The sequence below is a fragment of the Pseudomonas sp. FBCC-B1667 genome, from assembly GCF_059133255.1.
Window position 1 is genome coordinate 6,807,059 of sequence record NZ_CP101437.1, and the last position, 20,482, is coordinate 6,827,540.

At 58.1% G+C, this 20,482-nt stretch carries 24 protein-coding genes; 16 read left to right on the top strand and 8 right to left on the bottom strand.

Going from position 1 to position 20,482, the window contains the following annotated elements; all coding sequences use genetic code 11:
- Nucleotides 1–424 precede the first annotated feature (424 nt).
- Together NL116_RS31425 and NL116_RS31430 are read right to left on the bottom strand one after the other, a co-directional pair.
- Entirely contained in the window at nucleotides 425–1,645 is a 1,221-nt protein-coding gene (locus NL116_RS31425) for a CaiB/BaiF CoA transferase family protein (protein ID WP_483841465.1), read from the bottom strand.
- Between the two features lie 13 nt (nucleotides 1,646–1,658).
- Entirely contained in the window at nucleotides 1,659–2,840 is a 1,182-nt protein-coding gene (locus NL116_RS31430; protein ID WP_494375425.1) for an acyl-CoA dehydrogenase, read from the bottom strand.
- Nucleotides 2,841–2,998: 158 nt separating this feature from the next.
- Between NL116_RS31430 and NL116_RS31435 the strand changes: the two genes are divergently transcribed.
- The 11 genes from NL116_RS31435 (at nucleotide 2,999) to NL116_RS31485 (ending at nucleotide 13,128) form a co-directional block, all read left to right on the top strand.
- Entirely contained in the window at nucleotides 2,999–3,898 is a 900-nt protein-coding gene (locus NL116_RS31435; RefSeq protein ID WP_494375426.1) for a LysR family transcriptional regulator, read from the top strand.
- Between the two features lie 435 nt (nucleotides 3,899–4,333).
- Nucleotides 4,334–5,455, top strand: coding sequence for a Re/Si-specific NAD(P)(+) transhydrogenase subunit alpha (locus NL116_RS31440; RefSeq protein WP_494375427.1), 1,122 nt, complete (start codon nucleotides 4,334–4,336; stop codon nucleotides 5,453–5,455).
- 15 nt (nucleotides 5,456–5,470) lie between these two features.
- Complete coding sequence (locus tag NL116_RS31445; protein WP_007947884.1) at nucleotides 5,471–5,794, top strand: NAD(P) transhydrogenase subunit alpha part 2; 324 nt, start codon at nucleotides 5,471–5,473, stop codon at nucleotides 5,792–5,794.
- Entirely contained in the window at nucleotides 5,794–7,227 is a 1,434-nt protein-coding gene (locus tag NL116_RS31450) for an NAD(P)(+) transhydrogenase (Re/Si-specific) subunit beta (RefSeq protein ID WP_494375428.1), read from the top strand. The genes NL116_RS31445 and NL116_RS31450 overlap by 1 nt, the downstream gene beginning before the upstream one ends.
- Before the next feature lie 215 nt (nucleotides 7,228–7,442).
- Nucleotides 7,443–8,936: a succinyl-CoA:acetate CoA-transferase ScpC gene (gene scpC, locus NL116_RS31455; protein ID WP_494375429.1), complete on the top strand. Its 1,494-nt coding sequence runs from the start codon at nucleotides 7,443–7,445 to the stop codon at nucleotides 8,934–8,936.
- 382 nt (nucleotides 8,937–9,318) lie between these two features.
- Entirely contained in the window at nucleotides 9,319–9,471 is a 153-nt protein-coding gene (locus tag NL116_RS31460) for a DUF1127 domain-containing protein (protein ID WP_370694728.1), read from the top strand.
- Between the two features lie 256 nt (nucleotides 9,472–9,727).
- Nucleotides 9,728–9,937, top strand: a complete 210-nt coding sequence (locus tag NL116_RS31465) for a DUF1127 domain-containing protein (RefSeq protein ID WP_494375430.1) — start codon at nucleotides 9,728–9,730, stop codon at nucleotides 9,935–9,937.
- Between the two features lie 141 nt (nucleotides 9,938–10,078).
- On the top strand, nucleotides 10,079–10,399 hold the full coding sequence (locus NL116_RS31470; RefSeq protein WP_494375431.1) for a DUF2388 domain-containing protein: 321 nt from the start codon (nucleotides 10,079–10,081) through the stop codon (nucleotides 10,397–10,399).
- Between the two features lie 105 nt (nucleotides 10,400–10,504).
- On the top strand, nucleotides 10,505–10,822 hold the full coding sequence (locus tag NL116_RS31475) for a DUF2388 domain-containing protein (protein WP_494375432.1): 318 nt from the start codon (nucleotides 10,505–10,507) through the stop codon (nucleotides 10,820–10,822).
- 27 nt (nucleotides 10,823–10,849) lie between these two features.
- Complete coding sequence (locus tag NL116_RS31480) at nucleotides 10,850–11,170, top strand: DUF2388 domain-containing protein (protein WP_494375433.1); 321 nt, start codon at nucleotides 10,850–10,852, stop codon at nucleotides 11,168–11,170.
- Nucleotides 11,167–13,128 carry a DUF7844 domain-containing protein gene (locus NL116_RS31485; RefSeq protein ID WP_494375434.1) on the top strand — a complete coding sequence of 654 codons (1,962 nt, stop codon included), beginning with the start codon at nucleotides 11,167–11,169 and terminating at the stop codon, nucleotides 13,126–13,128. The genes NL116_RS31480 and NL116_RS31485 overlap by 4 nt, the downstream gene beginning before the upstream one ends.
- Before the next feature lie 216 nt (nucleotides 13,129–13,344).
- Here the strand turns inward: NL116_RS31485 and trpA are convergent, their stop codons facing one another.
- A complete protein-coding gene (trpA, locus tag NL116_RS31490; protein WP_494375435.1) occupies nucleotides 13,345–14,157 on the bottom strand; it encodes a tryptophan synthase subunit alpha in 813 nt (270 codons plus the stop codon).
- The gene (trpB, locus tag NL116_RS31495; RefSeq protein WP_140665538.1) at nucleotides 14,157–15,377 is read right to left on the bottom strand and encodes a tryptophan synthase subunit beta; all 1,221 of its coding nucleotides are present in this window, start codon (nucleotides 15,375–15,377) and stop codon (nucleotides 14,157–14,159) included. The genes trpA and trpB overlap by 1 nt, the downstream gene beginning before the upstream one ends.
- A gap of 111 nt (nucleotides 15,378–15,488) precedes the next feature.
- Here trpB and NL116_RS31500 point away from each other — a divergent pair, with 111 nt between their 5' ends.
- Nucleotides 15,489–16,406 (top strand): LysR family transcriptional regulator, encoded by a 918-nt coding sequence (locus NL116_RS31500; RefSeq protein WP_494375436.1) that lies wholly within the window; start codon nucleotides 15,489–15,491, stop codon nucleotides 16,404–16,406.
- On the opposite strand, the gene NL116_RS31505 is transcribed toward NL116_RS31500, so the two are convergent.
- Entirely contained in the window at nucleotides 16,379–16,705 is a 327-nt protein-coding gene (locus tag NL116_RS31505; protein ID WP_140665532.1) for an ElaB/YgaM/YqjD family protein, read from the bottom strand. The two genes, NL116_RS31500 and NL116_RS31505, sit on opposite strands and share 28 nt — an antisense overlap.
- 155 nt (nucleotides 16,706–16,860) lie before the next feature.
- On the opposite strand from NL116_RS31505, the gene NL116_RS31510 reads away from it, so the two are divergent.
- Both NL116_RS31510 and NL116_RS31515 read left to right on the top strand, forming a co-directional pair.
- Nucleotides 16,861–17,076 carry a dodecin gene (locus NL116_RS31510; protein ID WP_140665528.1) on the top strand — a complete coding sequence of 72 codons (216 nt, stop codon included), beginning with the start codon at nucleotides 16,861–16,863 and terminating at the stop codon, nucleotides 17,074–17,076.
- Nucleotides 17,077–17,198: 122 nt separating this feature from the next.
- The gene (locus NL116_RS31515) at nucleotides 17,199–17,420 is read left to right on the top strand and encodes a DUF1161 domain-containing protein (protein WP_494375437.1); all 222 of its coding nucleotides are present in this window, start codon (nucleotides 17,199–17,201) and stop codon (nucleotides 17,418–17,420) included.
- A 64-nt stretch (nucleotides 17,421–17,484) separates the two neighbouring features.
- Here the strand turns inward: NL116_RS31515 and NL116_RS31520 are convergent, their stop codons facing one another.
- Complete coding sequence (locus NL116_RS31520; RefSeq protein ID WP_494375438.1) at nucleotides 17,485–18,486, bottom strand: LLM class flavin-dependent oxidoreductase; 1,002 nt, start codon at nucleotides 18,484–18,486, stop codon at nucleotides 17,485–17,487.
- 244 nt (nucleotides 18,487–18,730) lie between these two features.
- Here NL116_RS31520 and NL116_RS31525 point away from each other — a divergent pair, with 244 nt between their 5' ends.
- Both NL116_RS31525 and NL116_RS31530 read left to right on the top strand, forming a co-directional pair.
- Nucleotides 18,731–19,162 carry an OsmC family protein gene (locus tag NL116_RS31525; protein WP_494375439.1) on the top strand — a complete coding sequence of 144 codons (432 nt, stop codon included), beginning with the start codon at nucleotides 18,731–18,733 and terminating at the stop codon, nucleotides 19,160–19,162.
- A 158-nt stretch (nucleotides 19,163–19,320) separates the two neighbouring features.
- Nucleotides 19,321–19,554, top strand: coding sequence for a DUF1161 domain-containing protein (locus NL116_RS31530; RefSeq protein WP_494375440.1), 234 nt, complete (start codon nucleotides 19,321–19,323; stop codon nucleotides 19,552–19,554).
- Nucleotides 19,555–19,560: 6 nt separating this feature from the next.
- On the opposite strand, the gene NL116_RS31535 is transcribed toward NL116_RS31530, so the two are convergent.
- Nucleotides 19,561–19,983: a PA0061/PA0062 family lipoprotein gene (locus NL116_RS31535; RefSeq protein WP_494375441.1), complete on the bottom strand. Its 423-nt coding sequence runs from the start codon at nucleotides 19,981–19,983 to the stop codon at nucleotides 19,561–19,563.
- Between the two features lie 41 nt (nucleotides 19,984–20,024).
- Entirely contained in the window at nucleotides 20,025–20,447 is a 423-nt protein-coding gene (locus tag NL116_RS31540; protein ID WP_494375442.1) for a PA0061/PA0062 family lipoprotein, read from the bottom strand.
- Between the last annotated feature and the right edge of the window lie 35 nt (nucleotides 20,448–20,482).

The window sequence follows — 20,482 nt, forward strand, 5'->3', positions numbered from 1 at the left end:
AGATCTTTCGTCTCAACCGAGGCGCGCATTCTACAGCAGCCTCCGTTGCTGTCAAGCGGTTATTTTCAGAAGTTTTCAAAGTTTCGCTTGGAAATCTCTAACAACTTCAACCACTTGCGCTTCCGATCACTCGGTAGCGGGAGGCGAATTCTACAGCGTTACACGCTGCTGTCAACACCTCTTTTTCAACTCCTTTCGGACTTCGATGAACTGAAGCCACTCACTGCCGAAAACTTCTTAACTCTTTGTTTTCGAAGGAGTTTTCCGTTTCGACTGCGCCGGAAGTGGGGCGAATTATAGACATCCAGAATCTGCCGTCAAGCATTGATTTGGCTTATCCATCAATAACTTGCCGAACGGTGCAAAACCACCTGATACCTCTCTATATAGAAGGGAAACAGCCCTCCTCTATATAGAAGAACCCTCAGAGCACCCCAGCCTCTTTGAAAGCAGCCACGGCACCAGCCCCAAGACCCAACACTCGCTGAAGCACCTCCTGCGTATGCTCGCCCAATAAAGGAGGAGCATTGCGGTACTCCACCGGCGTCTCGGACAAACGAATAGGACTCGCCACCTGCGGCACCATCCCCGCCAACGCATGGGGCATCTCGATCGCCAACCCACGCGCCTTGACCTGAGGATCAGCAAACATCTGCGCCAGGTCATTGATCGGGCCACAGGGGACTCCAGCCTGCTCCAGCTGCAAGACCCATTCAGCAGTGGTCTTGAACACCGTCGCCTGACGGATCAGCGGAATCAACACCGCCCGGTTCGCCACTCGCAGCTTATTGGTAGCAAAGCGCGGGTCGTCCGCCCACTGCGGTTGCCCGGCCACTTCAGCAAACTTGCGGAATTGACCATCGTTCCCCACGGTAAGGATGAAGTCGCCGTCCGCCGTAGGAAAATCCTGATAAGGCACGATGTTCGGGTGGGCGTTACCCAGACGCTTGGGCGCATTGCCCGTCGTCAGGTAGTTCATCGCCTGGTTAGCCAGACAGGCGACCTGAACATCCAGCAACGCCATGTCGATGTGCTGACCGCCGCCATCGTGATCCCGGTGCGCAAGCGCCGCCAGAATCGCCACCGTCGAATAGAGCCCGGTCAAAATGTCCGTCAGCGCGACACCGACCTTCACCGGCCCGGCCCCCTCATCCCCTTCCGGTCGCCCCGTCAGGCTCATCAGGCCACCCAGGCCCTGAATCATGAAGTCATAACCCGCACGCTTGGCGTAGGGACCGGTCTGACCGAACCCGGTTATCGAGCAATAGATCAGATTCGGATTGATGGCTTTAAGCGACGCATAGTCCAGCCCGTAAGCCGCCAACCCGCCGACTTTGAAGTTCTCGATCAGGATGTCCGACTTCGCCGCCAAATCACGCACCAGCTTCTGACCTTCCGGACGCGTGAAGTCGATGGTGACCGATTGCTTGTTGCGATTGGCCGACAAGTAATAGGCGGCCTCGCTGGTGTTCTCGCCATAGGCGTCTTTCAGGAAAGGAGGCCCCCAGGCGCGTGTGTCATCGCCATTACCGGGGCGCTCGACCTTGATCACTTCAGCGCCAAGGTCCGCCAGGATCTGCCCGGACCAAGGCCCGGCCAGTACCCGCGATAAATCCAGTACCCGTAGATGCGAAAGCGCGCCCATGGACGTTCTCCTATTAATAGAACGCCTGGATGCCGGTTTGCGCGCGACCGAGAATCAGTGCGTGGACGTCGTGCGTACCCTCATAGGTATTCACCACTTCCAGGTTGACCAGATGGCGCGCGACACCGAACTCATCAGAAATGCCGTTGCCGCCCAGCATGTCGCGCGCCATGCGAGCGATGTCCAGGGACTTGCCGCAGGAGTTGCGCTTCATCATCGAAGTGATCTCGACCGCCGCAGTGCCTTCATCCTTCATACGACCCAGACGCAGGCAACCTTGCAGCGCCATGGTGATTTCGGTCTGCATGTCAGCGAGCTTTTTCTGGATCAGTTGAGTAGCGGCCAACGGACGACCGAACTGCTGACGATCCAGAGTGTACTGGCGAGCGGTGTGCCAGCAGAACTCGGCAGCGCCCAGTGCGCCCCAGGAAATGCCGTAACGTGCGGAGTTGAGGCAGGTAAACGGGCCTTTCAAACCGCGGACGTCCGGGAAGATGTTCTCTTCAGGGACAAACACGTTGTCCATGACGATTTCGCCAGTGATGGACGCACGCAAGCCAACCTTGCCGTGAATCGCCGGAGTACTCAGGCCTTTCCAGCCCTTCTCCAGAACGAAACCACGGATGTCGCCGGCGTCATCCTTGGCCCAGACCACAAACACATCAGCGATCGGGCTGTTGGTGATCCACATCTTGCTGCCGGTCAGGCTGTAGCCGCCTTCCACTTTGCGCGCACGGGTAATCATCGCACCCGGGTCGGAACCGTGGTTAGGCTCGGTCAGACCGAAGCAGCCAATCCATTCACCGGTCGCCAGTTTCGGCAGGTACTTCTGCTTCTGGGCTTCAGTGCCAAATTCATTGATCGGCACCATCACCAGTGAGGACTGCACGCTCATCATCGAGCGGTAGCCGGAGTCGACACGCTCGACTTCACGAGCGATCAGACCGTAGCTGACGTAATTGAGGCCGCTGCCGCCGTACTGCTCAGGGATGGTCGCGCCCAACAGGCCGACTTCGCCCATTTCACGGAAGATTGCTGGATCAGTCTGCTCATGACGGAAAGCTTCGAGAACACGCGGTGCGAGCTTCTGCTGAGCGAATTGCTCGGCAGTGTCGCGAATCATGCGTTCTTCTTCAGTGAGCTGTTGATCCAGCAGCAGTGGATCGATCCAGTTGAAGCTAGCTTTACCGCCCATGAGTGTGTCCTCTCGAATCGGGGTCAAATTGCGTGGACTGATCCTAGGCCGGGTTTGCCCTTACGGCAAACGAGGATTTTGCATACTGTTGTGCTATTTTCTCACTCCGTAACATCGCAAAAGTGGCTTTATGCGATGGATTAGTGAGGTTGACGTACATGCGCAGGAAAATCCCCAGCACAACGGCTCTGATCAGCTTTGAAGCGGCCGCGCGCCATGAAAGCTTCACAAAAGCGGCCCAAGAGCTTTCACTGACTCAGGGCGCCATTTGCCGACAGATCGCCAGCCTGGAGGAGTTCCTCAGTGTCGAGTTGTTCCGACGCTCGCGGCGTGGTGTGAAGCTGACGGAAGCCGGACTTTCCTACAGCCGTCGCGTCGCCACACAACTCGATGCGGTGGAGCGGGATACGCTGTCTGTGATGGGGCAACAGGGCGCCAACGTGATCGAACTGGCCGTGGTTCCGACCTTCGGCACTCAGTGGCTGCTGCCGCGACTCAAGGACTTCCAGCAGAAGCATCCGGAAGTGACGGTCAACCTTACGAACCGTACTCGGCCCTTTCTGTTTGCCGACACTGACTTCGACGCAGCGATCTACTTCGGTGACGCCGACTGGTCAGGTACCGAATCCCACAGATTGATGGGTGAAAACCCGATGCCGGTGTGCAGCCCCGCCCTACTGGGCAAGAAGACAAATCTGACACCCGCCGAGATCGCCGAACACCACCTGCTGCAACAGACCACCCGCCCTTATGCGTGGCGTCAGTGGTTCAACTCGCAGCACCTCAATATCCCTCGCGACATGACAGGACCTCGCTACGAGCTATTCTCCATGCTGGCCCAGGCGGCCATGCATGACATGGGTATCGCGCTGATTCCTCCGTTCCTGATACAGCGCGAATTAGCGGAGAAGCGTCTGGTGATTGCCAACCCGCAGGCATTGTCGAGCATCAAGGCCTATTACCTGATGATTCCCGAGCGAAAGGTCGAATCCGCGTCTTTAAAGGCATTTCGCGACTGGCTGCTCAATCAAGCGCACAGCTACAACCTAGAAGATTAAAGGCTTCAGCAGATTAGTTGACCCCGTAGTCAGCAAAATGAAAGCGCTACAGATATAACTATATGTCGCATTTCCGCAGACTGTACCGACAAGCAGTACATCCGTCCCACAAGCGGCTTATAACGTGGCTTTGCGCCGCTATCAGCAGGCGATGGCGCCTCATTCACGACAACGATATTCAATTTGCCAATTTTCGGCAAAATCCCTTACAAGTCACGGCCTGCAAGGTCTTGAACCGGTTAGTTGCGACATTCGGTCACGGGGTGACTTGTAGTTAATTTTCCGTCACCCGTCATAATCCCTTGAAGGGCACAAAGTTCGCCTGCAAAATGCCGCGCCCCGCCCTGATTTGGCGGGACCGTGCTGATCGGCCGCCCCAGCCGCACCATCCGAAGTGCCTGGGTTTACTCAATAAGATCACGCAGGAGATTTGACGTGCACATTGGTGTTCCTCTCGAAACCCAGACGGGTGAAACACGGGTTGCTGCAACCCCGGAAACCATCAAGAAGCTGATCGGCCAAGGTCATAAAGTCACTGTGCAAAGCGGCGCTGGCATTAATGCCAGCGTTGTCGACAGTGCTTATGAAGCGGCAGGCGCAACGATTGGCGGCGCCAACGATGCGTTTGGTGCCGAGCTGATTCTCAAGGTGGTCGCTCCCAGCGACAGCGAGCTGACGCTGATTAAAAGCGGCACCGTTGTGGTGGGCATGCTCAATCCGTTCAGCAATGAAACCATCGCCAAGATGGCCGACCGCGGCATCACCGCCTTCGCCCTGGAGGCCGCTCCACGTACCTCCCGTGCGCAGAGCCTGGATGTGCTGTCCTCGCAAGCGAACATCGCCGGCTATAAAGCCGTATTGTTGGCCGCTCATCACTATCCACGTTTCATGCCGATGCTGATGACCGCTGCGGGCACCGTGAAAGCGGCGCGCGTGCTCATTCTCGGCGCGGGCGTGGCCGGTTTGCAGGCGATTGCGACGGCCAAGCGTCTGGGCGCGGTGATCGAGGCCTCGGACGTACGTCCGGCGGTGAAGGAACAAATTGAATCCCTGGGTGCGAAATTCGTCGACGTGCCGTACGAAACCGATGAAGAGCGCGAATGCGCCGTCGGTGTCGGCGGTTACGCGCGGCCAATGCCCGCCAGCTGGATGCAGCGTCAGGCCTTGGCCGTGCACGAACGCGCCAAGCAGGCTGACATCGTCATCACCACCGCACTGATCCCGGGCCGCAAGGCACCGACGCTGTTGAGCGCGGAAACCGTGGCGCAGATGAAGCCGGGCTCGGTAGTCATCGACCTCGCGGCAGCCCAGGGTGGTAACTGCCCGCTGACCGTGGCCGATCAGGTTGTGGTCGAGAATGGCGTGACCATTTGCGGGCCGACCAACCTGGCCGGTGCAGTGGCGGCAGACGCTTCGGCGCTGTATGCACGCAATCTGCTGGATTTCCTGAAGCTGGTCTTCAACAAAGAAGGACAGTTCGAAGTGAACCTCGAAGACGACATCGTCGCCGCGTGCCTGATGTGCCGCGACGGCCAAGTCATCCGCAAAAACGCCTAAGCAGGGATTCAGACGATGGAAGAGCTTATCTCCCCCGGTATCTACAACCTGATCATCTTCGTGCTGGCGATTTATGTCGGTTACCACGTGGTCTGGAACGTTACACCTGCACTGCATACGCCATTGATGGCCGTGACCAACGCCATCTCGGCCATCGTTATCGTCGGCGCCATGCTGGCGGCGGCGCTGACCGTCACGCCACTGGGCAAAACCATGGGCACCCTCGCGGTGGCTCTGGCAGCGGTGAACGTGTTCGGTGGCTTCCTGGTGACCCGCCGGATGCTTGAGATGTTCAAGAAAAAAGCCCCGAAAGTCGTAAAAGAAGAGGCGCCCAAGTAATGAGCATGAACCTTGTCACGACGCTCTACTTGATCGCGTCGATCTGCTTCATCCAGGCCCTTAAAGGCCTGTCGCACCCAACCACGTCCCGGCGCGGCAACCTGTACGGCATGCTCGGCATGGCGTTGGCGATCCTGACCACCGTCGGCCTCATCTATAAGCTGGGCGCCGAGCTTGCCACCGCTGGTATTGGTTACGTCATCGTCGGCCTGCTGGTGGGCGGCACCGCCGGCTCGATCATGGCCAAGCGCGTCGAGATGACCAAGATGCCGGAACTGGTCGCCTTCATGCACAGCATGATTGGTATGGCCGCCGTGTTCATCGCCATTGCTGCTGTCGTTGAGCCGCAGTCCTTGGGCATCGTCAAACAACTGGGCGACTCGATTCCGGCGGGTAACCGTCTGGAGCTGTTCCTCGGCGCGGCCATTGGTGCAATCACCTTCTCCGGTTCGGTGATCGCCTTCGGCAAGTTGTCGGGCAAGTACAAGTTCCGCCTGTTTCAGGGCGCACCGGTACAGTTCGGCGGCCAGCACAAGCTAAACCTGCTGTTGGGCCTGGCGACACTGGGCCTCGGCGTGACCTTCATGCTGACGGGCAATCTGAGTGCCTTCGCCTTGATGCTCGCCCTGGCCTTCGTGCTTGGCGTGCTGATCATCATCCCGATTGGCGGCGCGGACATGCCGGTCGTCGTGTCGATGCTCAACAGCTACTCTGGCTGGGCGGCGGCGGGTATCGGCTTCTCGCTGAACAACTCGATGCTAATCATTGCCGGCTCGCTGGTGGGCTCCAGCGGTGCGATCCTCTCGTACATCATGTGCAAGGCGATGAACCGTTCCTTCTTTAATGTGCTGCTTGGCGGTTTCGGCAACACAGCCGATGCAGGCCCGGCCGGCGCCAAGGAAGCCCGTCCGGTGAAATCCGGTTCGGCTGACGACGCGACCTTCCTGCTAACCAATGCCGACACCGTGATCATCGTTCCGGGTTATGGCCTGGCGGTAGCGCGGGCGCAGCACGCGCTGAAAGAACTGACCGAGAAGCTGACCCATCGCGGTGTGACCGTGAAGTACGCGATCCACCCGGTTGCCGGTCGGATGCCTGGCCACATGAACGTATTGCTGGCCGAGGCCGAAGTGCCTTACGACCAGGTGTTCGAGATGGAAGACATCAACTCCGAGTTCGGTCAGGCCGACGTGGTGCTGGTGTTGGGCGCCAACGACGTGGTCAACCCGGCCGCGAAGAACGATCCGAAATCGCCGATTGCCGGCATGCCGATTCTGGAAGCGTTCAAGGCCAAGACCATCATCGTCAACAAGCGCTCGATGGCCAGCGGCTATGCCGGTCTGGACAACGAACTGTTCTACCTGGACAAGACCATGATGGTTTTTGGCGACGCCAAGAAAGTCATCGAAGACATGGTCAAAGCCGTCGAGTAACTCTCCGCGGCACACAGAACGCCCCGACTCGTCGGGGCGTTTTTGTTTGCTCAAATCGTTGGTACAAAACTACGCTTTTGTTACCGATCCGGTAACGGTGTTTTGTGTCAAAGGCCCGAAATAGACGCCTCGTTTGCGACCTTGGTAGCGGGACAGGAGTCGGTGTAATTCACTAGACTGCGCATCCTGCTACCCGTTGCCCGAGATAACAATCCATGTACCGTGACCGTATTCGCCTGCCGTCCTTGTTGGATAAAGTGATGAGCGCCGCCGACGCCGCCGCTCTGATTGAGGACGGCATGACCGTCGGTATGAGTGGCTTCACCCGCGCCGGCGAAGCCAAAGCCGTCCCCCAGGCTCTGGCCGAGCGCGCCAAGGTCTCGCCGCTGAAGATCACCCTGATGACCGGCGCCAGCCTGGGCAACGACCTCGATAAACAGCTCACCGAAGCCGGCGTACTGTCCCGACGCATGCCGTTTCAGGTCGACAGCACTCTGCGCAAAGCGATTAATGCGGGTGAGGTGATGTTCATCGACCAGCATCTGTCGGAAACCGTGGAGCAACTGCGCAACCAGCAACTCAAACTGCCCGACATCGCAGTGATTGAAGCGGTGGCGATCACCGAGCACGGCCATATCGTGCCAACCACGTCGGTTGGCAACTCGGCCAGCTTCGCGATTTTCGCCAAACACGTGATCGTTGAGATCAACATGGCGCACAACCCGAATCTGGAAGGCCTACACGACATCTATATCCCGACATACCGTCCGACCCGCACACCGATTCCGCTGGTGAAGGTTGATGACCGTATCGGCAGCACCGTTATCCCGATCCCGCCGGAAAAAATCGTCGCCATCGTGATCACCAATCAACCGGACTCGCCGTCTACGGTGTTGCCGCCCGACGCCGATACCCAAGCCATCGCGGACCACCTGATCAACTTCTTCAAGCAAGAAGTGGCTGCCGCGCGCATGACCAACAAGCTCGGCCCGCTGCAGGCCGGTATCGGCACCATTGCCAACTCGGTGATGTGTGGCCTGATTGATTCGCCGTTCGAAGACCTGACCATGTACTCCGAGGTCCTGCAGGATTCGACCTTCGACCTGATCGATGCCGGTAAACTGAGCTTCGCGTCGGGCAGCTCGATCACCTTGTCGAGTCGCCGCAACGCCGACGTGTTTGGCAACCTCGAGCGCTACAAGGACAAACTGGTCCTGCGCCCACAGGAAATCTCCAATCACCCTGAAGTGGTGCGTCGACTGGGCATCATCGGCGTCAACACGGCGCTGGAGTTCGACCTCTACGGCAACGTCAACTCCACCCACGTCTGCGGCACACGGATGATGAACGGCATTGGCGGCTCGGGCGACTTTGCGCGCAATGCGCATTTGTCCATCTTCGTCACCAAATCGATCGCCAAGGGCGGTGCGATCTCCAGTGTCGTGCCGATGGTCAGCCACGTCGACCACACGGAACATGACGTCGACATCCTCGTCACCGAGATCGGCCTCGCCGACTTGCGCGGGCTGGCACCCCGGGAACGGGCTCGACTCATTATCGACAACTGCGTACACCCGGACTATCTCCAGGCCCTGAACGACTATTTCACCGCGGCTTGCGCGATTGGCGGGCACACGCCGCATATCCTGCGTGACGCGCTGAGCTGGCACATCAACCTGGAAGAAACCGGGCGCATGCTCAAGGCGTAATTGGTACAGATGGCGGCTGACGCAAACACATTTTCGTCAGCCTGCTGTTACAAGCAAAAAATATGTTTAAAACTGTACTTCTGTACCGGTCGTTTCCTACGGTAATTGCCTACCCCTACAGACAAAACTCGCTTAAATGCACTATATCGGTGCGGATAGGTACAGTTGCCTCAATTTCGACCAGTACACCCCCAATTAACAGTTAACTGGTCCCTCACAATACAGGTGAACTGTATCTACAGAGACTAGGCAAACGAGAGGATCATGGGCACCAGTTAAACCACTACCTAATCCCGCCACAAGCGGAAGGATGTCAATCATGGAACGTACACTCAGTTCCGACCTGTTCTTCGAAGACACTGCTGCAAAAACCCAGGCTTCCATGCCTCTGCGCGTTATCGCCAACCTGATGCTGTGGCAGCGCCGCATCTCCAGCCGCCACCAACTGGCTCGCCTGGATTCGCGTCTGCTGGCTGACGCCGGGATTAGCGAAGCACAACGCTACGAAGAGCTGAGCAAGCCGTTCTGGCGCTAATTTAGCGTCGCTGGCCCTGACCCATCGGGTCCACTGCCAGCATCCCAGATTGAAAAAACAAAGCCCGTCGTGGGAAACCACGACGGGCTTTGTCGTTGTGGCTCCGTGAAACCCGAAAAACAACGGAGCTCTACAACACCAGTACAGTTATAAAATTTCTTACACTGTACAAGTACAATTTTGGCGGAGTGTGCCTGTTTCACAAAAACAGAGGAGATCACCATGGGGTCTCATTTCCCAGCACAAGGATCGCGCCATGAATCACTTACAAGATGTTTCCGTTCCCGCGCCGCAATCGCAATTTCGTTCCCCGAGGCTCCAACGAGCGTGGACAGCGCTCTCCCGGTGTCTCGAACGGATCAGAACCCGGCGCCTGTTGGGGCAACTCGACACGCAGCAGCTGTCAGACCTGGGCATCAGCCACGCGGATCGTCTCAACGAACTGGATAAACCATTCTGGCGATAATGTCCTGCCGGCACAGACGGGACTGTTCTAACGGGCAAAAGCGCCTAATATCCAATCAGAACGTGGCGAGCGCTGTAGGGCAGACGTCTGATATGCAGATACATCGCCACCTCTCAATCGGTTATCCAAAGGAGTTACACCATGTCCCGTCTTCGCCTGCTCAGCGCTGCAGCCCTGCTTGCCGTGGCGGCTAATTCCCAAGCCTCCAGCTTTATCGTGACCACCGATGCGGTCGTCAATGCCCTCAAAGCCACGTCCGACGCGACCACCAACGTAGTTTCCTCTTCTTTTAAAGACAACAAGATTGTGCGTGAAGCTCGCGATGACGCCGCCAGCTTCGTCGCCAGTGAAGGTTCCATCCGCGGGGTAAAACTGGAAAGTGCACTTGATTACATTCGCCACCAGGCGCCACAGCTGAACGCAACCGATGCGCAACTGGCACAAGCCATTTTGACCATCTAAGCGACAGTCTTCGCGGGACACGTCCAACGTGTCCCCATGTTTCGGCACTGGCTCTAACCCGCGTGTTGCGCTAGCCTTGGGACTCGCTTTCAGCTATCGAGTCTCATGCGTTTTCATTCAAAATTGTTGCTCACTCCACTATTGCTTTTGGCCTGCTGGTCGGTCTCGGCACATGCTTTCGATGCCTTCAATCTTTCCACGCAAGGCACAGCCGCCAGTGGTTATGGCACCAGTCTGGTGACCTCTGCGCCCTTCGACCGTAAACTGCTGCTCGCCGCGTACGATGATGCCGCGGCGTTCATCGCCAGTGACCGCCAATTGCGTGGAGCACGACTGGAATCAGCCCTGATTTACCTGCGCCATGCCTGGCCAAAACTTCATGCAAGCGACCTTGAACTGGCACAAGCAATTCTCGTCCAATAGTTATCCTTGTTTCTCCGGAGTTGTTCCATGCGTAACACGCTGATTGCCGCCACCCTTGGCCTGTTGTTGTTGGCTGACGTGGCCCAGGCTCATACCCTGGTTGCCACCAGTAACATGCTCATTCGTGCCACTCAGCGCACGCTTGATTTCACCTCGGACACCACCACCTCCATCCGTGACTCGAAAATCATTCGCGAGGCCCACGACGACGCAGCCAGTTTCGTGGCCAGCGACGGCGATATCCGCGGCGCGCACCTCGAAGCGGCTTTCAATACCCTACGCATTCGCGTGCCGGAAGCCCGGAATGCCAGTGATCAGGTACTCGCCGAAGCCATCCTCGCACTGTGAGGCCGTCAGCCGCCTGGCTGCTGGCCGGGGTCATGATGCTAATCGGCAGCACGGCCCACGCCAGCCTGCAATTACAGCTCAAGACTGAAGGCCTCAGCCCCGCACAACAGCAAGCCAGCCAGGCATTGCTCGATGAAGCCATGCAGGCGCTGCCGCCACGGTTCATCGAGCAACTGGACCGGCGTATCGATGTCGGCTGGACCGACGACATGCCGAGCAACGCCTACGGCCAGGCAACGCTGGTGTCCGAACTCGACTTGAATCGCAACCTGCTCGCCAGCCTCACGGACGGCAGCGCCGCGACCCGCAAAACCGATCGCCCCCACGGCACCGTCCGCCGCGAAATGCTCGCCACGGTATTGCACGAACTGACTCACATCTATGATCGTTCGCGCCTTTGGCCAGATGCCGAGCGCAAACTGATTCAACACTGCACCCGACGCAGCAACAGCGCCGGACTGGTGGGGATTCCCGATCAGTGCCGTGGCCAGAATGATCGTCGCTTCACCCTCAGCGACGATCCGCGCCTGCTCGACCTCGCTGGCTGGCAACAATACGTCGGCCGTCGCGGTGAACGTGAACAGCACAACCGGCAGATCGCGCGCAGCCCGGACATTTATGAAACGGACAGCCCCAAAGAGTTCGTTGCGGTCAACATGGAGTACTTCCTTCTCGACCCGAGCTACGCCTGTCGCCGTCCGGCGCTGTATCGCTACTACCAGGAACATTTCGGCTGGGCGCCAGCGGCGAAAGACATCTGCGCCAAAACCTTTGCCTTCCTGAACGCCGGCAATGACTTTGCCAAAACACCCCTTGGGCAGGTTGATCCGGAACGGGTCTATGCCATCGACTACCTGTTGGCCGAAGCCAATCAGAATTGGGTCAGTCGTTGGGGTCACAGCATGTTGCGGCTGGTGATCTGTGCACCGGGACGACCACGAGGCCCCGACTGTCGTCTCGATCTGGACCAGCATCTGGTCTTGTCCTACCGCGCCTTCGTCGGTGATGTACAGCTTTCGAGCTGGGACGGACTGGTCGGCAAATACCCGTCGCGTCTGTTCGTCCTGCCGCTCGCCCAGGTTATTGACGAGTACACCAAGACCGAACTGCGCAGCCTGGCTTCGGTGCCGCTGAACCTGTCGCGCAACGAGATCGAAGATGTAGTGGAACGTGCCGCCGAGATGCACTGGAGCTACGACGGCAACTACTTCTTCCTCTCCAACAATTGCGCGGTGGAAGAACTGAAACTGCTGCGAGGCGGCACCAACAACCCAAAACTGGTCGGGCTCGACAACATCATGCCCAACGGCTTGCTGGCGGTGCTGAAGGGCCGGGGACTGGCCGACACCAGCGTGTTGGATGATCCACGTGAAGCGCTACGACTAGGCTATCGCTTCGACTCCTTCCGTGATCGCTATCAAGCCATGTTCGAAGTGCTGAAAAAACGCTTGCCGATCAAGCAAGACAACGTCGAAGACTGGCTGGCAATGAAAGCAGTCGAGCGCCGGCAATGGTTCGAGCAGGCTGACCTGCGCACCAGCGCGGCACTGCTATTGTTGGAACAAGCTGCCTTGCGCCAACAATTGCTGCTGGCTCAGGACGAAGTAAAGCAACGCTACCTCGGTGCGCGGAATCTGGAAAACGGCGGCATGGACAAGGCCAATGCGACTTTGCAGGAGCTTCTTGCCAACAGCGGCTACCTCAGTCGCCCGGCTGAACTGCTCGGCAGCGGCGGTTATGGGTTGCCCCAACCGAGTGAATGGCAACGCCTGGAATCAGAAAGCAGCCTGCGCCAAAAGCAATTGCTGGTGCTGACGGGCGATCTGGACAAGGAAGTGCGCGCGCTGCTAGAACCTGAACGCGCAGCGGAAATGGCCGCCAATGAAGCCAACCTGAAGCAAGTTGGCGAACATCTACGCAAACTGCACAAAGCAGCCGGCGGATTGGAACTGCCATAAGAAAAAAGGGCCCGCTGGAGAGTCCGCGGAGCCCTTTTTTTGCCTGCCCGCATCAACACGCCCAGCCTGGCAATCACACGGTTGGGCAATTTCATCGGGTTTTTCCTCACGGCACCCACAGCAAAAAGGGCTTCGGAATGCAGTCCTGAAGCCCTCGGTCTTGCTGTTAAGTCTGTGCCGCGAGGTGCAAATTCCTCTGTATCAGGAACTTTACCTTTAGCTGACGCGAGCCTTACGCACGCCTTCTGCCAGTGCTGCGCACAGGCTCAGTACGCCATCAATTGCCTGATCTGGCGTCGACGCATTGGCGATGTGATCGATCAATGCCGACCCCACCACAACACCGTCGGCCAGACGCGCAATGGATGCGGCTTGCTCTGGAGTCCGAATGCCAAAACCGATGCTGATCGGCAAATCAGTGTGACGGCGCAGGCGGGCAACCGCCTCTTCAACGTGTTCCAGTGTCGCCGCGCCAGCGCCAGTCACACCCGCAACGGACACGTAATAAACGAAACCGGAGCTACCGTTCAGAACGGTCGGCAGGCGCACGTCATCGGTGGTCGGGGTGGTCAGACGAATGAAGTCCAGGCCCGCAGCCTGAGCCGGGTCGCACAATTCGCCGTTATGTTCCGGCGGCAAGTCGACCACGATCAGCCCATCAACGCCGGCCGCCTTGGCGTCAGCAATAAAGCGTGGCACGCCGTACATGTGGATCGGGTTGAAGTAACCCATCAACACCAGCGGTGTCTCGGTATTGCCTTCACGGAACTCGCTAACCATTTGCAGGGTTTTCGCCAGGTTCTGCTTGGCGCCCAAGGCTCGGATGTTGGCCAGCTGGATCGCCGGGCCATCGGCCATCGGATCGGTGAAGGGCATACCCAATTCGATTACGTCGGCGCCAGCCGCCGGCAGGCCTTTAAGGATCGCCAGTGACGTGTCATAGCTCGGATCGCCAGCGGTGACGAAGGTCACCAGAGCGGCGCGATTCTGTTCCTTGAGTTCGGCAAAGCGCGTTTGCAGGCGGCTCATCAGTGTTTCTCCTGCTTAGATTGTTCCATATGGTGCATCACGGTTTGCATGTCTTTGTCGCCACGACCGGACAAGTTGACCACCATCAGGTGATCTTTCGGCAGGGTCGGTGCGCGTTTGAACACTTCGGCCAAGGCGTGCGCGCTTTCCAGTGCAGGAATGATCCCTTCCAGGCGGCAGCATTTGTGGAACGCATCGAGGGCTTCGTCGTCGGTCACCGAGGTGTACTGAACGCGGCCGATGTCATGCAACCACGCATGCTCCGGGCCGATCCCCGGATAGTCGAGGCCGGCGGAAATCGAGTGGGCGTCGATGATCTGGCCATCGTCGTCCTGCAACAGGAAAGTGCGGTTGCCGTGCAGCACGCCCGGTACGCCGCCATTGAGGCTGGCCGCGTGCTTGCCGGTTTCGATACCGTAACCGGCCGCTTCAACACCAATGATCTCGACGCTTTTGTCGTCAAGGAACGGGTGGAACAGGCCCATGGCGTTAGAACCACCGCCGATGCACGCCACCAGGCTGTCCGGCAGGCGGCCTTCCTGGTCCTGCAGTTGGGTACGGGTTTCCTTGCCGATCACGGACTGGAAATCGCGAACCATGGCTGGATAAGGGTGCGGGCCGGCCACGGTGCCGATCAGGTAGAAGGTGCTGTCGACGTTAGTCACCCAGTCACGCAGCGCTTCGTTCATCGCGTCTTTAAGGGTGCCGGTGCCAGCAACCACCGGGATCACTTCGGCGCCCAGCAGCTTCATGCGGAACACGTTGGCTTGCTGACGTTCGATGTCGGTGGTGCCCATGTAGATTACGCAGTCGAGGCCGAAACGCGCGGCCACGGTGGCAGTCGCCACGCCGTGCATGCCCGCGCCGGTTTCGGCGATGATGCGTTTTTTGCCCATGCGCCGCGCCAGCAGGATCTGGCCGATGCAGTTGTTGATCTTGTGCGCGCCGGTGTGGTTCAGCTCTTCGCGCTTGAGGTAGATTTTCGCGCCACCGCAGAACTCGGTCAGGCGTTCGGCGTAGTAAAGAGGACTTGGACGTCCGACATAATCACGCTGGAAGTAGGCCAATTCTTCTTTGAACGCAGGATCTTCCTTGGCCGCTTCGTATTCGCGGGCCAGGTCGAGGATCAACGGCATCAGGGTTTCAGCGACGTAGCGGCCGCCGAACGCGCCAAACAGGCCGTTGGCATCGGGGCCGTTGCGCAGATTAGTCTGGGTCATGGGTCGCTCCAGTGAATGCGTGAAATGACAATGGGCTTAACTCTACCCCTGACGCCCCCACCTGAAAACCGATAAGATCGCCGCAACCTGTCAGGAAAACTCACAGATCCCATGAGCCACGACCTTCCCCCGCTGAACGCCCTTCGTGCCTTTGAAGCCACTGCCCGCCTGAACAGTGTCAGTCAGGCTGCCGAACAGCTGCACGTCACCCATGGCGCGGTCAGCCGGCAGCTCAAGGTGCTCGAAGAGCACCTCGGGGTCAGTCTGTTCGTCAAGGACGGTCGAGGCCTTAAACTCACAGATGCCGGCATTCGACTGCGTGATGCCAGCGGCGAAGCGTTCGAGCGGTTACGCACCGTGTGTGCAGAGCTGACGCAAAGCACCGCTGATGCGCCCTTCGTGCTCGGCTGCTCGGGAAGTCTGCTGGCACGCTGGTTTATTCCACGTCTGGGACGGCTGAATGCGGACCTGCCTGACCTGCGCCTGCACCTGTCCGCCGGCGAAGGCGATCTCGATCCACGTCGGCCGGGGCTCGATGCATTGCTGTTGTTTGCGGAGCCGCCATGGCCTGCGGACATGCAAGTCTATGAATTAACCAGCGAACGGATCGGCCCGGTCATGAGCCCGCGATTCGCCAACTTCGACCAGTATCAAGGCGCGCCGGCCACCGCGCTGCTGAACGAACCGTTGCTGCACACCACCTCACGCCCTCAGGCGTGGCCAAGTTGGGCACAGCAAAGCGGCCTCGACGCCAAGGCGTTGAAGTACGGACAGGGTTTTGAACATTTGTATTACTTGCTGGAAGCCGCAGTTGCCGGCCTTGGAGTGGCGATTGCACCGGAGCCGCTGGTGGCCGAAGACGTGAAGGCCGGTCGCCTGGTTGCGCCATGGGGTTTCAGTGAAACCCCGGCGCAACTGGCGTTGTGGCTGCCCAAGCGCGCCGCGGACGGGCGGGCTCGGCAGTTGGCGCAGTGGCTCAAGAACGAACTGCACCCAGCGGATCAGTCCCCACGTTTGCACAACAGATAGGCGGCGAGAAGACCCAGCGCACCCACGGCAACACCGGCTGTCGTCCAAGGGTGTTCCTGAGCGTAGTCCCGAGTGGCGATCCCGGTTTCACGGGTTTTGACTTTAACGTCTTCGTACGCATCGCTGAGCAGATGGCGCGAATGTTTCAGCGCACTTTCAGCGTTGGCTTTCAGGGTTTTGAGGGTTCTACGCGACTCGTCCGACGCATCGTCTTTAAGGCTTTCCAACGATTTCAGCAGACTCTCGATTTCGGCTTCCATGCTTTGCAATGAGGCTTTACGTAATGAAGTGTTGGCCATGGTGGCTCTCCTGCATTGATTGAGTGGCGTGTGTTGGTTGGGACTTCAGGGGTTGGAGAAAGTGCAGAAAATCTGAACATCTCCTTCAGGTTGGGCGTCGCAAGTAAGACGAAAAATCACTGCTAGTCTGTAAATCACACCCTGAGGAGAACGCCATGACTGACCATCACACCTACAAAAAAGTCGAGCTGGTCGGCTCGTCCACCAGCAGCATTGAAGACGCCATCAATAACGCGCTGGCCGAAGCCAGCAAAAGTCTCAAGCACATGGAATGGTTTGAAGTGACCGAAACCCGCGGGCACATCAAGGACGGCAAGGCAGCGCACTTTCAGGTGACGCTCAAGGTCGGGTTTCGGATTGCCAGCAGCTGAGTTTGAGCTAGTCTTCTGAACTTGCGCGCTGGCCGAGTGCCATAGGGAATGGCAAAGCGCTACATGTGTGCATCTGGCAGATTGCCGGATGCCCCTAATGATCCGACCAGGGAATGCGACCGATGAAGAAATTGATAGTGGCACTAGGTTTGTTGAGCCTTGCGGGTACAGCGTTTGCTGACGGCAAGTCGTGCGAAGATCTGAAAGCCGAAATTGCCGCGAAACTGGATGCCAAGGGCGTTGCCGGTTACTCGCTGGAGATCCTCGATAAAGGCGCCGCCGCCACCGGAAAGGTTGTCGGCACCTGTGAAAAGGGCGCCAAGGTAATCGTCTACACCAAGTAGTCTGATTCCGTCCCGTACAAAAAGCCGACGTACTGCGTCGGCTTCTTTATGGGCGCTTCAAACCTCAGCCCTTCATGACTTGCGCCAGCAGTTTGTAGGAATGAACACGGTCGGCGTGTTCATACAGGTCGCAAGTAAAAATCAGTTCGTCGGCCTGAGTCTGCTCAACCAGCACGTCCAGTTTGGCGCGGATTTTCTGCGGGCTGCCCACCATGGCCAATCCGAGGAAATCACTGACCGCTTCGCGCTCATGCGGCAACCACAACCCGTCCATGGTTTTCACCGGCGGACGCTGGACCAGGCTTTGGCCACGCATCAACGCGAGAATCCGCTGATAGACCGACGTTGCCAGATATTCGGCCTGCTCGTCGGTATCCGCCGCCACCAGTGGCACACCCAGCATCACGTAAGGCTTATCCAATACCGCCGAAGGCTTGAAGTGATTGCGGTAGACGCGAATCGCCTCATGCATGAAACGCGGTGCGAAATGAGAGGCGAAGGCGTAGGGCAAACCGCGCTCGCCGGCCAGTTGTGCGCTGAACAGACTGGAGCCCAGCAACCAGACCGGGACGTTAGTGCCGGTGCCGGGCATGGCAATGATCCGCTGGTCCGGGGTGCGCGGACCGAGGTAACGCATCAGTTCGGCCACGTCTTCCGGGAAATCATCGGCGCTGCCGGAGCGTTCACGGCGCAACGCGCGGGCGGTCATTTGATCGGATCCGGGCGCGCGGCCCAGGCCCAGGTCGATACGCCCCGGATACAGACTTTCCAGGGTGCCGAACTGCTCGGCGATTACCAGCGGCGCATGGTTAGGCAGCATCACCCCACCCGAACCGACCCGAATGGTCGAGGTCCCGCCCGCCAGATAACCCAGCAATACGGATGTCGCCGAGCTGGCGATACCGTCCATGTTGTGGTGTTCGGCGACCCAGAAGCGGTTGTAGCCAAACTTTTCCACGTGCTGCGCCAGGTCCAGGGAATTGCGCAGCGACTGGGCCGCGCTGCCGTTTTCACGCACGGGCACCAGATCAAGGGTTGAAAACTTGATGTCGGACAGTCGTTTCATAAACCTGCTTCTCCAATTGAGGTCGCAGGTTTTTTCTCATAAACGAAAACCTGCCGAATCCATAAGCGTGTTTCATCAATAAGGGCATATACCCGAGTTTCAATAGCCAAGGCAAAAAAACCTAGGAAAATAGTAGGATTTAACCAGATCGGGTGAACTTTGCACCGCCGGCTATCCTCAGAACCCTTAGCAAGCGAAAACCATGAAGGCGCGACGTTCGTGCCGGGAACTTGAGGAGGCAGATATGGCTATTACGAAGAAAGCATCGGCTCATTGGGAAGGTGACCTGAAAACCGGCATCGGCTCGATCTCCACGGAAACCGGCGTACTCAGAGAAGCGCCTTACGGCTTCAAGGCACGCTTCGAAGGCGGCAAGGGCACCAATCCGGAAGAGCTGATCGGCGCGGCTCATGCCGGCTGTTTCTCCATGGCGTTTTCAATGGTTCTCGGCGATGCCGGTCTCAAGGCTGACAGCATCGATACCCAGGCTGAAGTCACCCTGGACCAGGTGGACGGCGGTTTCGCGATCACGGCCGTGAAGTTGATCCTCAAGGCGAAAATCCCTGGGGCGACTCAGGCGCAATTCGAGGAACTGAGCAACAAAGCCAAAGAAGGCTGCCCGGTTTCCAAGGTGCTGAATGCGAAAATCAGTCTGGATGCGACACTGCTCAGCTGAGCAGAGCTTTTCGCAGCAACGGATAAAAGATCGCAGTCTCAGGCAGGCTGCGGTCTTTTTTTGCGCGGGGACAAAACCTGACCAGCGAAATTGTGGTCGAATAAATGACAGCAGTGAAAGCGCATTACCCTGCGTGCTGCTTCAAAGGAGCTTCAACCATGAAACGTTTTGCCTTGGCGGTTATCTGTTGCGCACTGGCCACATCCGCCCTTGCCGCACCGAAATCCTGTGAAGAATTGAAGGCCGAAATCGAAGCCAAGATTCAGGCCAACAACGTCTCGTCCTACACCCTGGAAATCGTCACCAACGAAGAAGTGCACGATCAAAATATGGTCGTAGGCACCTGCGACGGCGGCACCAAGAAAATCATCTATCAGAAAAACGACCGCTGATTCGCCTCACATCAGGCAATAGGATTCACTGTCTTCAGCGACGATTTCGCGCTTGGCGTTGTACAACCGGGCGCCGGGCGTGAACACGATCGACTGGCCGACCAGCACATAACGCTGACCGGCTTCGAAATGATCGTACTTGATCGTCAGATAGCACAGCCGTTCCGTTGGACCGTCCATGACGCCCAAACCGCCTCCACCGGGTATTTCAAAGTCGAATCGAACGAGCAGCACGTGGCTGCCGGGCATGACCTGAAAAAAGCGTCCGTCGTTCAACCGCTGATTGTCCAGTCGTTCGGCCATCAACAACTTGTCGTTGGGGAATGGCACAGAGAAATCGACCCAGGCCATCTGCGGATTAACCGCCGGCAACGGGCTCTGACAGCCCGCCACCACACTGGCGGCGAGCAACAGCATCAACCTGCGCATGATGAATGTCCCACTGATTCGGACATTCAGCATAACGCTGATCAGGTGTGTTGGCAGCCGGTCGGTGTGCCTAGGCCAATCACTTCGCGCTGTTGGTTATACAGCTTCGCCCACGGCCGAAAACCAATATTCCCCGCTTGCAGCTGGTAGCGCTCACCGGCATTGAAGTCACTGAATTTCACGTTCAACTGGCAGTCACGCCACAGTGGCTCGGCGTCAGGGCCGATATTGGTCGGCTGGACCGCAAACTGGTAACGCACGGTCAGCTCATGGCTACCGGGCTGGACCTGGAAATAGCGCTTGTCACTGGAGGCTTTGTCATCGACTTCCACCGCTTGCAGTGCCGTGTCTTGCTGTTTTGATTCCAGGTCAATCCACGCTTGCGCCGGATCGTGGTGAGGGAATCCGAATCCAGCACAGCCCGTCAGTAACAACAGGCCCCCCGTCAGCATCAACTTGTGCATAGCGCAGCTCCAGTCAGGCGGGATAGTCTTGCGGG